General features: G+C 43.9%; 9 protein-coding genes. 4 read left to right on the top strand and 5 right to left on the bottom strand.

Annotated elements, in window-relative coordinates; all coding sequences use genetic code 11:
- Window positions 1-24: 24 nt before the first annotated feature.
- The 4 genes from WAO38_RS08620 to WAO38_RS08635 are packed head-to-tail and all read right to left on the bottom strand — an operon-like array spanning window position 25 to window position 3591.
- The gene (locus WAO38_RS08620; protein WP_422236224.1) at window positions 25-903 is read right to left on the bottom strand and encodes a c-type cytochrome; all 879 of its coding nucleotides are present in this window, start codon (window positions 901-903) and stop codon (window positions 25-27) included.
- On the bottom strand, window positions 903-2153 hold the full coding sequence (locus tag WAO38_RS08625) for a cytochrome b (RefSeq protein WP_422236226.1): 1251 nt from the start codon (window positions 2151-2153) through the stop codon (window positions 903-905). The genes WAO38_RS08620 and WAO38_RS08625 overlap by 1 nt, the downstream gene beginning before the upstream one ends.
- A gap of 10 nt (window positions 2154-2163) precedes the next feature.
- Window positions 2164-2664, bottom strand: coding sequence for a Rieske 2Fe-2S domain-containing protein (locus WAO38_RS08630; protein ID WP_422236228.1), 501 nt, complete (start codon window positions 2662-2664; stop codon window positions 2164-2166).
- A gap of 42 nt (window positions 2665-2706) precedes the next feature.
- The gene (locus WAO38_RS08635; RefSeq protein WP_422236230.1) at window positions 2707-3591 is read right to left on the bottom strand and encodes a hypothetical protein; all 885 of its coding nucleotides are present in this window, start codon (window positions 3589-3591) and stop codon (window positions 2707-2709) included.
- 400 nt (window positions 3592-3991) lie between these two features.
- Here WAO38_RS08635 and WAO38_RS08640 point away from each other — a divergent pair, with 400 nt between their 5' ends.
- From WAO38_RS08640 to WAO38_RS08655, 4 genes are read left to right on the top strand one after another with little or no spacing between them, the layout of a single operon-like run.
- The gene (locus WAO38_RS08640; RefSeq protein ID WP_422236232.1) at window positions 3992-5668 is read left to right on the top strand and encodes a ShlB/FhaC/HecB family hemolysin secretion/activation protein; all 1677 of its coding nucleotides are present in this window, start codon (window positions 3992-3994) and stop codon (window positions 5666-5668) included.
- 8 nt (window positions 5669-5676) lie between these two features.
- Window positions 5677-12357 (top strand): hemagglutinin repeat-containing protein, encoded by a 6681-nt coding sequence (locus tag WAO38_RS08645; RefSeq protein WP_422236234.1) that lies wholly within the window; start codon window positions 5677-5679, stop codon window positions 12355-12357.
- A complete protein-coding gene (locus WAO38_RS08650) occupies window positions 12354-13088 on the top strand; it encodes a hypothetical protein (RefSeq protein ID WP_422236236.1) in 735 nt (244 codons plus the stop codon). Before WAO38_RS08645 ends, WAO38_RS08650 begins: the two co-directional genes overlap by 4 nt.
- 16 nt (window positions 13089-13104) lie before the next feature.
- A complete protein-coding gene (locus WAO38_RS08655; protein WP_422236238.1) occupies window positions 13105-13608 on the top strand; it encodes a hypothetical protein in 504 nt (167 codons plus the stop codon).
- 9 nt (window positions 13609-13617) lie between these two features.
- Here WAO38_RS08655 and mnmG read toward each other — a convergent pair whose 3' ends face one another.
- Window positions 13618-15489 (bottom strand): tRNA uridine-5-carboxymethylaminomethyl(34) synthesis enzyme MnmG, encoded by a 1872-nt coding sequence (gene mnmG, locus WAO38_RS08660; RefSeq protein WP_422236240.1) that lies wholly within the window; start codon window positions 15487-15489, stop codon window positions 13618-13620.
- Window positions 15490-15558 lie beyond the last annotated feature (69 nt).

Genomic DNA, 15558 nt, shown 5'->3' on the forward strand with positions numbered 1-15558 from the left:
TTTTCTCCTCAGAAAAGGTACACCTTAGTGTACCTCCTCCCAAATTTTACGTTTCCATAAATAAGCTAGAAGCGCAAAAATAACCGAGTATAACATTACCCAGATTCCAAGGCTTTCACGCTCTGCTTTTTTCGAATCACCCACTTCTTCCATATATGCGATCACTTCTTCCTGTGCTTTTTCGGTCAACCCTACGCGTGGCATAGATGTCCCTTTGAGCAAGATTTGAGGATCATTTATAAAGCTGTGTAAATAGTGTTCGCCACGGCTTTTAATGTACTGAGACAAATCCGGTGGTGTAGTACCCATATACGTTTTAAGGTTGTCTGCAGGAGTCGTTGCTTCAATCCCTGCGTATTGCATATTGTGACATCGTCCGCATGCTGCTTCATATGTAATTTTATGCCCGGCTTGATCGTCTGTTACTTTCGGAGCAACCGATTGCAAATACGCGACAACGTCCATAATTTCCTGAGGACTCATCCAGTTGTAAGACGGCATCGGAAACGCTTTTCCGCTCTCAGGGTTATATTTGTGCTGCAAATGCATCGCCGTTACCGGATCAAAAATGAAATTTGCCAAGTAGTTTTTGTCGTAAATACGTCCTGAATGGCTCAAATCCGGCGGTACAACACCGTATGATGCTGCAGAATCCGCATTCGGCATAACAGCAGGATAACCTGCTTTTTCGATCGCGTGACATGCGATACAGTTAGCTTCAACAATTACTTTACCGTTTGCAGCATCCCCTGCAATCGATGTGTCAACATTTTTAACGTCTTGGAACGTAAAATCAGCCGGAGCAACTGCCGGATGCATCACACTGTGTGCATACGGCTCAATCCCATAATAAGTGATGCCGACAAGAGCAATAATGACGGCTAAAATTTTAAATTCTTTCATTATTTACCCTTCACTTTTTTAGCTTCTGCTTTGGTAATAAACGGCAATGCAATAAACAATAGCAAAAATACCAATGATGCACCGAAACCTACCCATGCATTCGGGCCGGTCGGAGGTAATTTACCGAATTCGGTCAATACCATCAAGTCAGCGATCATCAACCAGAACCAGTATTTGAAATAAGGGCGTTGATTTGCCGGTTTAACCATTGGAGAACGATCCAACCAAGGCAATACAAGGAAAATAATGTTCGCAAATCCAAATGCCATCAATCCGAGATCTTTACCTGAAATACCGGCAATTTCAAAGAACCAACCGCGCAATACTTCATAGCTCCACAAGAAATACCATTCAGGGTAAATATGGGTAGGGGTTTTAAGACCGTTTGCTTTGTCAAAGTTGATCGGATCCATCGCAAAACCGTAATGGAAAAACACCAAATAGAAAAAGAAAATTAAAAATACACCCAAAACAAAAATATCTTTTGACAAGAATACCGGCCAGAAAGGGATAACTTTAGAATGTTTTTTATCGCCTGCAAGATATTTTTCAGATTCTTTTTCGAAATCAAAAAATTCACCCTGTTCGTTGTTAACGTGAGGGAAACGAAGGGCATAAAAGTGAAACACGATTGCACCGATGATCGCAAGTGGAATCAACAATACGTGCAGCATAAAGAAACGGGTCAATGTCGCATCCGCAACATAGAAGTTACCGCGAATCCAAATAACCAGCTCATCTCCGATAAAAGGGATACCGCCGAAAATTTCCGTAATAACATACGCTGCCCAATAAGACATTTGACCCCATGGAAGCATGTATCCGCTGAACCCTTCTGCTGAGAAAAGCATGAACAAAAGCATCCCTGAAATCCAGATCATCTCACGCCCTTTTTTATAAGAGCCGTAATAGATACCGGTAAACATATGGATATAAATAATCAAGAAAATAACCGATGCGCCGACGGCATGGATATGACGGAACAACCAGCCGTACGCCACTTCTTGCATGATGGTGTAGTTAACACTGTCAAATGCCATATTGGCATCCGGTTTGTAGTACATCAAAAGAAAAATTCCGGAAACGACCAAAAAGGTAAACAATACGGTCAACAATACACCCATTGCCCACAAGAAATTGATATTTTTAGGAATCCAATACTCACTCATCATCACTTTTGCAAAGTTGATGACACCTAAACGTTGATCAAACCACTCGAGCATCGAGTCTGCTTTTTTAAATTCTGCCATTCTCTGCCCCCTACGCTTTCGCCGTCATTTTTTTGTATTCAGGGCCTTCATCGCCCAATACAAGCGTCACACCGTCAAGTTTGAACGGAGGAATGTCTAGCGGACGAGGCGGTGGTCCGAATGTGTTGACACCATCAGCAGAGTATTCACCGCCGTGACAAGCACATTTAAATAATTTTGTATCCCCTTCATACCCCGGAATACAACCCAAGTGGGTACATAATCCGATCATGACAGAGTAATAGTAATCACCGATTTTGACACTGCGGCCATCGGTTGGTTTCATATCTTCGCTGTATTTCAAGATAAACACCGGTTTACCGCGCCATACGACGATTTCTAATTTGTTGGCTTCTAAGCCCGATACGTCTACCGTCGTAAAACCGGCTGACATAACGCTCGGAAGCGGATCCCACGTTTTCTTCATCGCGATGAGGGAGGCAATTCCCCCGACAGCGGCAACGGCACCAAAGGCTTTTCCGACAAACCCTCTTCTGCTTTCATCCATCATTGTCATCTCACTTAGTTTGGAAATTTAACCCTCTATCATAAGTTAAAAAGGTTTAAGTTTCACTAAATCGAAAGTTTTTCTTATGAATTTGATTACTTCACTGTTACTTTTGTCGATGATGTGATAAGAATTTGATGAAGCCTTATTAAGGGCTTGCATAAGCTGTTCTGGGCTAAATCCGTCAATAATCGGGATATTAAGTGATTCAAATAACGGAATAAAATCTCTAGGATAATCGCTCCGTTGTAAATAAATCGGTTTACCGCCACTTATTAAGTTTTGGAGCACCGCTTGGGGTGATCCGCTGACCAAAACCTCACTTTTTCGGATTACGTCATCGTAATCTTCAGTCTCATGTATCGTTTCAAAACTCTCTTTGAGGCTGTTTTCATATCCGAGAAAATGGTAAAAACCCATCAATAAATCCATCTTATACGGGGCAAAAAGGGATTGATTCGCTTCTAAATCTTTTTCATAATCATCATCTCCGAAGAAAAAGGCGAGAGGAATCGTTTTGGGAAGCTGCTCATAATAACGTTCATGTACCATAACGGCTTTGCAGATATCCTCCCCTTCCAGATACGGCGACAGTAAAAATTCATTCGGGTGTTTGGTATCGGACGGATCATCGCTGATACGGATGAACGTGGAGAAAAACTGCGTCATATCGTTTAACAATGTCGGATTAAGCTCTGCGGAATCAAATATAATCTTGTCGCCGTGCTGAGCGATCTGAGGAATATTCCGGACAAGATCCACCCCTACGGCGCGCTTGATCCCATACTCTTTTGCCTCTGCGGCAATACGGAAATCCGAGCAGAGCAAAGTAATATCGATGTCCTGAAGTTCATTCAAAATTGCCGCAGCGCGGTGAAAACGGTCGAGCCCGATACGGTGTCCCGTATGGACGTAATAAAAATAACGCATAATAGATTCCCTTAATTTTTTCGTTGAGCCATGTAGTATTTCATAAAGTTTGATAATCAAAAATTTGCGTACATACCTTCGATTGTAAAAATTTATTTTACTCTATATATAGTTAAGGGAATTTCAAATGACTATTTATGAAGATTCCTAAAGTTCGATTTCTCACAGAGCTACATTCATAGAAAGAAGAGAAAAAATTAGCCTTTTTTAATGAATGTAGCATTTTGTAACATATAGCAATAAATAGAATTATTTTTTGTTTTATTAAGATTTTAAATAACTAATCATAACTCTTACGCCTATTTACCGCCCATATGCAATCTTTACATATTTTCTTTTCTAAAAAATCACTTTATTTTCTAAAGATATTTTTAATATTACAGGCATAAAGTCGCCATAAATGTTGTATTATGTTTTAATTAATTTTATACATCATCAAATTGATCTATATATAAAGGCTGTTATACTGAAACCGTTCAAATTACTATTTATATTATTCATTGGATATTTGCCCCTTTCCGCACTATCAATTGATACTCCACTCCAGAATGAACAGCAACGCCAAATTTATGAAAAACTCCAAAATATTGATACTACGATCCCCTCATCTGAGCACATAACCCCCGAATCAAATATCTCGAAAGATAAGAATGATACGGTCTGCTTTGTAACGCAATCAATACTGATAAAAAACATGACATCATTGGGCAGTGCTGAGCAAAGAGAATATATCGAACCCTACATCGGCAGGTGTAACGGTATACAATCATTATATATTTTGGCAAAAAGCCTGACTCAACGCTACATTGACAAGGGCTATATTACTTCACGTGTCTATTTGGTTCCTCAGGATATATCCGACGGGACGGTTGAATTTTATGCTCTAGAGGGGAAGATTGCCCATGTCATAACGGATAATTCTAAAACCTCCGGTGCGTTTATAGGCTTAGAGGGCGAAACTCTCCATTTGGGAGATTTGGAAAGTTCCATCGGACACGTCAATCGCCTTCGCTCTAATAAGACCACCATGAACTTGCTTCCTGCAACTCAAGAGGGTGCAACCGACATCATTCTAAGGTCAAACGAGACGCTCCCATTTTTCGGCTCACTTGGAATGAATAACTACGGTTCGGACGCAACGGGAAAATTTCAACTCTACGGCGGATTTGTATGGGAAAACTTTTTCGGATTCAGCGACATTTTCTCCATCAATATGAATACGACCGATAAACAGCAGACGGGGAAAAAGAGTTTCGGCAACACCTATACGTATAGTGTCCCTTTGGGAAAATGGCTTTGGGAAGCTTCATTATCCCGCTTTACCTACAGTCAAACGATTATAGGGCTGAATGATTCGTATATTTCCCACGGAGAGAGTGAAATCTATTCGCTGGGAACAACCTATAAACTCTTTCATACTCGAAATCACAGTATAGAGATAAGCAGTGCAGTAGCGCAGAAAAAAACCCTCAGTAAAATCGATACAACCGTTATTGATACCTCCACCTATAATCTAAGTGTTGGACGAGCGGGGATCAAATACGTCTATCAACAGCCTTCATGGGAAATGTATAGCCTCATCGATTATTATCACGGACTGGAAATCTTTAACCCTACGACAGACGGCACACTAAAAAATGATTTCGCCAAATGGACGTTAGCGGTAGGGGGAACCAAATATTTCGATACAAAACTCCCGATAAACTACCAATTCTCAGGATACGCACAATACAGCAATGATCTGCTCTACAGTGTTGAGCAACTTAGTATCGGCGGCGCGTACAGTGTCCGTGGTTTCCAAACTCAAAACATCAGTGGTGACAGCGGATGGTACGCTCGTAATGATCTGACGTTTCAAGTCTCACCGAGCATCTCACCCTATCTTGCCTATGACATCGGACATATAAAATCGGGGGTCGATACAGCCGGGGGAACACTCACATCTGCAACCTTCGGATTACGTGGCCGCTATCGCTCTATTGCCTTGGATATATACCATGCTATCCCTCTCTCATCCCCGAACAAAACGTTTGATACCGATCCATTCATCGGTATCAGTGCTTCGGCAAATTTTTAGGAGCAATCATGTTTACACACCTTTACCGGCAATCGATCTCATGTATCCTCTCTGCGGTATTACTCGGGAATGCGCTTTATGCCGACGGAATCGTCGTCGATACTACTGCGGCACAGAAATATCAGGCGATGATAGAGTCGACCGCTAACGGTATCCCTCTTATCAATATCGTCACTCCTAATTTGAGCGGTTTGTCGCATAATAAATTTAGCGACTTTAACATTAATCCCTCAGGTATTATTCTCAATAATGCCACCAGTGCCGTATCGACTCAGCTCGGGGGATGGGTTCAGGGAAATGCCAATCTCGGAACGACTCCCGCACGGGTGATATTAAACGAAGTGACGGGAACTAATCGCTCATTTTTGAGAGGGTATGGGGAAGTTGCGGGGCACAGTGCCGATGTCATCATCGCCAACCCGAACGGGATCACGGTAAATGGAGGCGGATTTATTAATTCCCCGCGTGCTACCCTGACTACCGGAACGGCAGTTCTAAACGGTGATACGCTGAGTGGGTTTCATGTACAGCGCGGTGATATTTTAGTTGAGGGGACAGGGCTGAATGCAGATAATATCGACCGTGTCGATCTCTATACGAAAACACTTCAGTTAAATGCCGCGTTATATGCCAAAAAACTCGATGTCGTGACTGGAGAAAATCATATTGCGACTGACGGCACGGTTACATCCGACGGCGTTTCGGGCAGCGGGTATTCGATCGATTCGAGTGCATTGGGAGGGATCTATGCCAATACGATCCGGCTGGTCGGAACCGATAAAGGGGTTGGTGTCAATCTCCCCCAGATCACGTATGCAAGCGATTCCCTTAGCCTAAGTGCGGATGGTTATATTATCCTCGGAAGCGCCGTTGCCGAAAATACTCTGAGTGTTCAGTCTCATTCAGATTCCATAGCGCTTAAAGAGCGAACAGGTGCCGATCACGTTACTTTAATAGCATCTCATAACCTTGCCAATGAGGGTGACCTTGTCGGAATGCAAGTGGATGTCAGTGCAGGAGATATGACTAATAGCGGTACGATGTACAGCGATACAATGAACCTGAATATATCCAATTCCCTGAGCAATACCGGAATACTATCGGCATATAGCGGTTTGAATGCAACCGCTACAGATATGATTAACGGTAACGGAGCTCTCATCGAATCGCAGAATGCGATCTTGGATATGTCTCATTCGGTGCATAACTTGGGGACAATTAATGCCGGTCTTTTATCACTTCGCACACCGACGTTGCTCAATGAGCAGAATATTATTGCTGACATAGCACAAATCGAGACAACCGCTTTAACCAACAATGCATTGATGAAAGGAGCTGTTACGCTATCGGTTGATACTCAAACATTGATAAACAACGGCGGAATGATCGGAGGCAATCAGCTCAGTATACATGCTAACACGATTACTAATAATGAAGTACTTTACAGTGCCAATGCAATCGATCTAAGTGCATCGAATACACTTCGCAATACAGCAGATGCTACAATCAAATCAGCAGGTTCAATTAACATCCACGATACAGGTACCCTCAGAAATGAGTCCGCAACGATTCAAGCCGATGGAAATATATTAATTCAATCAACGGCAGTGGAAAATATTTCGAATATAACACCGACGATAATCACCAATCATGTATCGCGTTACGTGGAAAGTATGGTAGGTGTCATTTTTAATTCGAATACCTTGTATGCTGAAAAATGGCTTGATACGATTGATAAAACAGAGTATGTCCCCTCCTATATTTTAGCCGGTGGAGATATGTCGATCAATGCGGCAATCTATAACCGCTATTCAATGATAGCAACAAACGGCGATCTCTATCTAAGCGGTTCGGTAAATAATGAAGCTTCGATCGATGCCCATGACGTGGTTGAAACCCAATACTATTACGATCGTCAACATCAAAGTTGCGGTTGGAGTGGATGCCATTGGCATAATGATAGCTATTGGGGAGCACTGAACCATACTGATACTATTACTGACCACGTCTACTCTACCATTCAAGCAAGCGGGAATATTTATGGTAACTTAATCAGTATTAATAACGCTGATGTCATAGAGGGTAGCGTACCGACCAATACATCTTCACAGGGAATTCCTGCATCATCGCACTTCAATGATATTTCCGTAGGTTCTCAATATACCCTTCCAAACGGAAATTACTCTCAATTCGTTACCGTAACCAATCCCTCTCTCCCGTACTTGATCGAGTCTAATCCCCTTTATGCGGACTACAACACCTTTATCAGCTCGGATTACATCATGAGCCGTTTGCATCTCGATACCGCAGCCAACACCAAACGTCTCGGGGATGCCCGTTATGAGACCGATTTGGTACGTGACGCCGTATTTCGTCTCACGGGTGAGCGGTATCTTGCCGGATTCGGTTCGGACACAACGCAGTACCAAGCGCTGATGGATAATGCGCTTGCGGTCAGTAGCGATTTACATCTAGAACTTGGAGTAAGTCTATCGGCTTCCCAAATTGCTGCCCTTAATCGTGATATCGTCTGGATGGAAGATCAGGTGGTCTCGGGTCAACATGTCCTCGTTCCCGTCGTTTATCTCGCATCTTTGAAAAACCAAGAGCTGACTTCGGGCGGTAAGATCATAGCCGGAGGCGATATGGCGCTTGCCGTAGCACAGGGGTTAAACAACGGCGGTGAGCTCAGAGCAGGAGGAACTCTCCTTGCTCAAGCCGACACGATCACCAACAGCGGCGGAGCTATAAGAAGTAATGGAGATATGCTTCTGCATACAGAGGGCGACATCACCAATACTAGTGGAAAAATCAGCGGGAATAACGTCGCCCTCGTCAGTGACAACGGAAACATTGTCTCACAAACCGCTCTAAAAACTATCACCCTTAATCAAAACGGAACCACGGGAACTCTCGGCACTGTAGGAGAGAGTGCTACCATCCAATCCAAAAGAGATATGCTCTTAAGCGCATCTCAGGATATTACCCTCACAGGAGCCGAAACAGCTGCAGGGGGAAATGTCGTCCTTGCAGGTGAGAATGTCACCTTGAGCGCCCTGGAGCAAAATTCCCATTACACCAATAGGACGAAAAACGGTTCAAGTGAGATCGAGTCGGTAAAACAGCACGCTTCGACCCTTGCCGCAGGGGGTGACGTCAGTATCAATGCCGCTCAGGATGTGACCCTCCACTCCTCTAGCGTTGCAGGGACGGATGTTGCCATCAATGCAGGAGAAAACGTCAACGTTACCGCCGCCAATGATCGTGAGTTTATGGATGTCCAAACGCATAATAAATCAACTTTCAGCTCATCCAGCAAACGGGATATGACGCTCAAAGAGAATGTTGTCTCTTCGAGTATTAATGGAAATAACATTAGTATCACCAGCGGCAAAGATACCACCCTTCAAGCCGCAAATCTCAAAGCGGCGGAAAATATCCAAGTGGACGCGGCAGGAGATATCAACGTCCTCGCCAAAGCCTACCGTGAAGCAGAACTTCACCAAGAGTCCAAAAGCTCTCTCGGCGGTTTGGTCAGTTCTGCATCGCTTGACAGTACCGATGCGGTGAAACTCCACGAAGCGACCGTGAAAACCGAAGCCAAAAATATCATCATGAATTCGGGAAAAGACATTAATGTCGTGGCGTCGAATGTGAGTGCGGGGGATGCACTTGGTATAAAAGCGGCTCATAATATCAATATTTTATCAGATGAAGAACAAAATACAGAGCAGCACTACAGCAAAAAATCAGGGCTAAGTTTAGGCTTTAGTGACGGCATGTTAACTGTTGCCGAAGAGAAACAAACAAAAGATGCCAAAGCCAATATCACTCAAAAAAGCTCAAATCTGAGTGGAAAAACGATAGCAGTAGAAGCGGGACAAGACGTGACATCAATCGGATCAAATATCGTTGCTTCAACGATTGATGTGAATGCTCAAAGAGACATAAATATCCTCTCTGCAACGGAATCCGCTAGCCACGATCACAAAGAATCAACTGCCAAAGCAGGAATCGGTGTAACGCTTAATATGAACGAAGCGTCACTCTTTGCCGGAGTAATCACTAAATCCGATAAATTAGGAGAAGGGCAAACACAAGAGGTAGGTTCACAGCTGCTCGGTGATAATATTACTGTGCATTCTGGTAACAACACCAATGTTCTTGCGTCAGATATTATCGCCAATAACGATGTTTTGATCCAAGCCGATAAAAATATCAATATCCTTTCTCAAGACGCAACGGCCTATAAAAATCAGGTTCACAAGGAACTCAAAGCGGGAATAAAAGTAGGAGTTGAACAACACGTTACTGATGCAGCCAAACAATTAGCCGACACGATTCAGTCTCTCCCCGATTCAGATAATGTTGTAAGTACGGGATCAAAAGTACTCAAATCCGTTGATCTCGTGACAAATACCCTTTCCCATTCGGTGAGCGCCGGATTCGATGCGGTTGCCGAGATGTCAAAAAGTGAAACATCCGCTCAAAGTACCTCCGCACAAAGCTCCACAATCGCTGCCGGGCATGATGTGACGTTGGATGCCGGCGAAGAGGTCACCGTTGCAGGCAGTGATGTCATGGCAGGAAATAAAGTATCGATGAATGCCGAAAATATTATTCTTAAATCCTCCGCGCAAAACGCATCTTCCTCATCATCGGATAAATCGGGCTCGCTCAAAGTGACTTTATTCGGAACACGAGAAGGTCAGGTTGACGCATCGTATGCCCAGTCCAAAAATCGTTCTAACGATACGACGCAGCGTGATAGTTACATCATAGGAAATGACGTCACACTCAACACCTCAGGAGATACAACGCTCCAAGGGGCCCATGTATCCGGTGATACCGTGAGTGCAAATGTCGGAGGAAATTTAAACCTCATTAGCGTCCAAGACACCGGAAGTTCCAAAGGCGACAGTGAGAGCATATCCCTTAGTACAGCAGGAAGCGGAAGTGTCGGTGCAGGCAAATCCAGCAGTTCCAAAGCATGGGTGGAGGAACAGACGGGTATTATTGCGACTAAGCAAGTCGATATTACGGTCGGAGGCAATACCGACCTGCAAGGAGCGATCATCGCTACCAAAGATGCCAACGGCAATGATGCGAATAACGTCCATCTGGCAACCGGGACACTCAGCACAAGCGATATCAGCGATCACGATACATCGACCTCGATGAATATCGGAATCGGAAACATCTCCGCATCGCAATTCCAGGCCGATAGCAAAGGGACTACCGGAGCGACTCTCGAAGCAGGATATGCCAACAGCGATAAAGAGCAGATCAACCGCGCAACCATCGGAGGAGGAACGATCGCTCTCGACCAAGAGTCATTACCGACTACTCTTAATCGTGACATTACCAAAGCTCAACAGATCACCAAAGACGAGAGTGAGAACTACGACATCTATGCAAGCCAAAACTCAATCAATTCGGTGCTCAATCCTACACAGACAGCCCAAAACTGGAAACAAGCGGCAAAAGATATGGGACTCAGCGTTTACAAAGAGATTACGGAAAACCTACCGAATGGAGATAGCGGAGGCTTGGCGGGCGTGGTCGGTAAAGGATTGGATGCAGCAGGAGGAATAGGTTTGTTACCATCCAAAGGAAATGGCGGAGGGTATATCACCCAGATCGCTACACAGCTGACAGGGGATAATCGAAATATGATTATCCTAAAAGATAAACAGCAGCTATTGGCGATGGGTATTCCCGAAACAGATATAAAAGAAGTGATTCAAACGAATAAAATTACCGGCGAAGAGATTCACGTGTATACCACAAACCCTAACAAAGCAGTACGTATTGACGAACAACCTATTGATGGCGATCCGCTTAGAGATTATAAGATTCATATTAGTTCTGAAGCAATTAAAGCGGCGAATTTAGATCATCTCTTTACCAACGGGATGTTTAACCCTGTTGATGTAGCGATCTATAACCAGCAAACCCAACAGGGGGGAGCAAACAGTGTACTTAACTACAACCAAACACATGGTATCGTAGGAGACTTTATCGAAGATGTACAGGATCATTTGACATCTAATACGGGACTAAGTGTTTTAGGAACCGGAGGGTCGCGACAAACAGGCGAGGTGATCGATCAAATGGCGACGATCACTAACGGAAACCTTACGGTAGGAGCACATTCCCAAGGGACGATGATGACCCACAACGGTATGAATCTATACAAAGATGATCTCAAAGAGATTTTGAAAAACAATCCAAACAGCCAACTGCTCGTAGGGTATGCGGGTTCTCCGGTAAATCATAATGTTGCAGCGGATTTGGTGACGGAGATTTATGGAGGAACGCAAGGTATTGAAACACGCTTTGGAAAAGATCAGGGCAAAATATCAAATGTATTTCGTTCCCAAGTGAACCCGCAAGATTTGGTCGGGAGCCTGTTGGGCTGGCAATCAGCGGGGGTCAATCAGAGTGATAATGTGCTGCTCAATATCGGAGAGTCTTTACTGAGACTACCGTCATTATTTATCCCATCAGAAAACAATCCGTCTCCGCACTCCTACTATCCGTGTATCATTGGATGTGGGGATGAGAGTGTAACCCAGGATATAAAAAATTTCTATAACCCAAAAACAGATGCTGGACAAACTCCACTTGCAGATTATTATAAAACCTTGAATGTCGATCTCAATCTCTATACGAAAGATAAGCAATGAAAAAAACTATTCCCTATGTACTGATTTTATTGGTATTTACACTGTTGTCAGGATGCAGTGCCCAAAGAGCGGTTGATACTTATAATGGTTTATCTGCCAGATTAGCTGGAAATAACCCTCCCACTTTTTTTAAAATTGACAGTGTCGAAGAAGCCAATAACCTGAAACTTACATCAAAGTATTTCGATGTCTCCATGCCGATCGTTAAACAAGATGATTTTATAAAGATGGGTGGTTGGTATGGTATGAACATGTACAATGGAGAAAATATCTCTCTTGGATTAAATCAACATCCTGTTGGAAGTGGAAAAGGAGTTGGATCTATTCACTATGACGTAGAATTTTCTTCATCAATTTATCCTTATACTGAGAGAGAGAGATCTATTGAAAATAAAATAAATAATTTTCCTTTACAAAGGACAAAACCGAATGGAGAGACCATAGACGTAAATTTGCATTATGAAACACATGGGAAAGAAAAGTATATATGCTTAATTAATGAATCTTACAATGAAAAACTTGGGGAGCGTAAAAAACATTATGGTTGTTATAAATTCAATTCTGAACGAACTGTGGTTAAGAAAGTTTCTATTGATCTTACCTATACCCGCGTCCCAAACCTTTCCAAAGAACTCGAACCGCTAGCAAACGAATACACCTACGAAGACCTTCAAAAACGATCACAGCGGATATTGGACAGTTTATATATCAAAGACGGATGGGAGAAATAAAACAATGGAGAAGACAATGAAAGTATCAGCATGGATTTTAGTAATGGCAATAATATTTACAGGTTGCAGTCAAACAAAAACGGCATTAAAAATGATGGATGGTTTGAACTATGTAAGTGTACATGATCTACAGGATCGGGTGCACTATGATCAAACGGCTCAATTGCCTAATAATCCTGAATTGCTGCAAATCATAGATGAAGCACAACCTACAGTGTATGGTGTATTAAACAAAGCAGTTTGCAGCGGAAGTGAAAAATATCTAAAAGGGGCGTTATTTAGTTTTACTCCAAATGAGACTAATGCGGAGATAGAATTTCCTTTTGGTGATATCGTTGCGGAAAATAATATCTGTTTAGATGTGACGAAAATTTATGATTTTAGCAGTACAGATGAGAACGAATTAAGATTTTCAGCTACATTGACTTCCGAGAAACAAAAAAATATTGCTGTACAGATTGATCTAGTAAAAGAAGAAGGGCGTTGGTGTTTGCAAAGTTTTCGTAAGTTGATGATTTAAAGGGACAGGCTACTTTTTAGTAGCCATCTTGATATAAATCTGTAAAATATCCAATGCCGCCGGGGTCATACCGCTGATCTGTGATGCGGCTTGAAGCGTCGGCGGATTGAATTTACCGAGTTTGTCGACAATCTCATTCGAGAGTCCCGAAACCGATTTAAAATCAAAATTCTCAGGGATGGCAATATGGAGCATTCGCGACATTTTTTCGATATCTTCGCTCTGTTTTTCCACATAACGGGCATATTTTGCCTCGATTAACACCTGTTCTTGGATATATGGGTCCAATTCTCCCAAACTCGGAAGCAACTGGACCAGTTTCTCCAAAGTAAAACTTTTACGCGACACGAGCTGAGCGGCGGCTATTTTGTCATTGATCCGCTCTTCGTCGATCGATTCCAAAAAGGCTAAAAACTCTTTGTTCGGGGTGTAGATCGTTTCTTCCAAAAGGGCCAATCCTTCCTCGATTTGACGCCGTTTCGTCTCAATACGCTCCATCTGAGCATCATCGATCAGTCCCAAAGCATGGCCGTAGCGTCCCAAACGCAAATCAGCCGTCTCTTCACGAAGAAGGAGGCGGTATTCGGCGCGGGAGGTAAACATACGATACGGTTCTTTCGTCCCTTTGGTCACCAGATCATCGATCAATACACCGATGTAGGCTTCATCACGGCGCAAGATGAGAGGCTCTTTCCCCTGCAGCGACAATGCGGCATTGATTCCCGCCATCATCCCCTGAGCCGCTGCCTCTTCGTATCCCGTCGTCCCGTTGATCTGTCCGGCGCAATAGAGGTTTTTGACCTTTTTCGTCTCCAGCGTGTGTTTCAACTCTGTCGGATCGACATAATCGTACTCGATCGCATAGCCGTAACGGACGATCTTCGCATTCTCCATCCCGTGCACCGAGTGGATCATCGCGCGCTGAACATCGGGAGGAAGAGAGGTAGACATTCCGTTGATATAACACTCGGTATTTTCCGCCGTCTGCGGCTCGATAAAGAGATGATGGCGCTCTTTATCGCGGAAACGGTTGATCTTGTCTTCGATGCTCGGGCAGTAACGCGGACCTACCCCTTCGATCTGACCGGTAAACAAAGGAGCCCGATGGAAATTTCCCTCGATCAGGCTGTGGGTATCTTCATTCGTATAGGCGATATAACAAGGGAGCTGCTTTTTCGTCCGGGCAAATTCCTCGCGGTCGGTACGGAAACTGAACGGATTGGGAAGCTCATCTCCGTCTTGGATCTCCATGACGGAAAAATCGATGGAGGAACTGTCCACACGGGGACAGGTCCCCGTTTTAAGACGTCCGACATTCAGTCCCGCCGCGCGGAGCGAATCACTCAGCCCTTTAGCCGGAAATTCTCCGAAACGCCCCGATTCTTGGGTGATCTCTCCGATATGGACAACGCCATTCAAAAATGTCCCCGTTGTGATGATGACCCGCGCAGCCCGGTATTCATTGAGCAGATGGGTTCGGACACCGACTACCGTATTCTCTTCGATAATCAGCGAGTTCACCGTCTCCTGAATCAGCGACATGTTCGGGGTTGTCAAGATCTTGTTCCGCGCAATGACACGGTAGCGGTCCATATCGATCTGTGCACGGCTTCCGCGGACGGCAGGCCCTTTGGTAATATTGAGGATGCGAAACTGGATTCCCGCTTCATCGGTCAACAGCCCCATCTCACCGCCGAGGGCATCAAGTTCTCGAACTAAATGCCCTTTTGCCAATCCGCCGACAGCAGGATTACAGCTGGTTGCCCCTACCTGCTCGGCTAACATGGAGAGCATAAGCGTATTCTGACCCATTCTCGCAGAGGCAAGTGCGGCTTCGATTCCGGCGTGTCCTCCGCCGACGACGATAACGTCATAATTCATTATTACTTCTTTTTGCGTAAATTATAAATGCAATTATAGCTACCATTGTTGAAACCTATAAAAATGCAA

Source organism: Sulfuricurvum sp., from assembly GCF_049277495.1.
GTDB lineage: Bacteria > Campylobacterota > Campylobacteria > Campylobacterales > Sulfurimonadaceae > Sulfuricurvum.

Bases quoted from the DNA above. Each gene is read 5' to 3' on its own strand.
- WAO38_RS08620 (WP_422236224.1), bottom strand. From the start codon at position 903: ATGAAAGAATTTAAAATTTTAGCCGTCATTATTGCTCTTGTCGGCATC.
- WAO38_RS08625 (WP_422236226.1), bottom strand. From the start codon at position 2,153: ATGGCAGAATTTAAAAAAGCAGACTCGATGCTCGAGTGGTTTGATCAA.
- WAO38_RS08630 (WP_422236228.1), bottom strand. From the start codon at position 2,664: ATGATGGATGAAAGCAGAAGAGGGTTTGTCGGAAAAGCCTTTGGTGCC.
- WAO38_RS08635 (WP_422236230.1), bottom strand. From the start codon at position 3,591: ATGCGTTATTTTTATTACGTCCATACGGGACACCGTATCGGGCTCGAC.
- WAO38_RS08640 (WP_422236232.1), top strand. From the start codon at position 3,992: ATGTTGTATTATGTTTTAATTAATTTTATACATCATCAAATTGATCTA.
- WAO38_RS08645 (WP_422236234.1), top strand. From the start codon at position 5,677: ATGTTTACACACCTTTACCGGCAATCGATCTCATGTATCCTCTCTGCG.
- WAO38_RS08650 (WP_422236236.1), top strand. From the start codon at position 12,354: ATGAAAAAAACTATTCCCTATGTACTGATTTTATTGGTATTTACACTG.
- WAO38_RS08655 (WP_422236238.1), top strand. From the start codon at position 13,105: ATGAAAGTATCAGCATGGATTTTAGTAATGGCAATAATATTTACAGGT.
- mnmG (WP_422236240.1), bottom strand. From the start codon at position 15,489: ATGAATTATGACGTTATCGTCGTCGGCGGAGGACACGCCGGAATCGAA.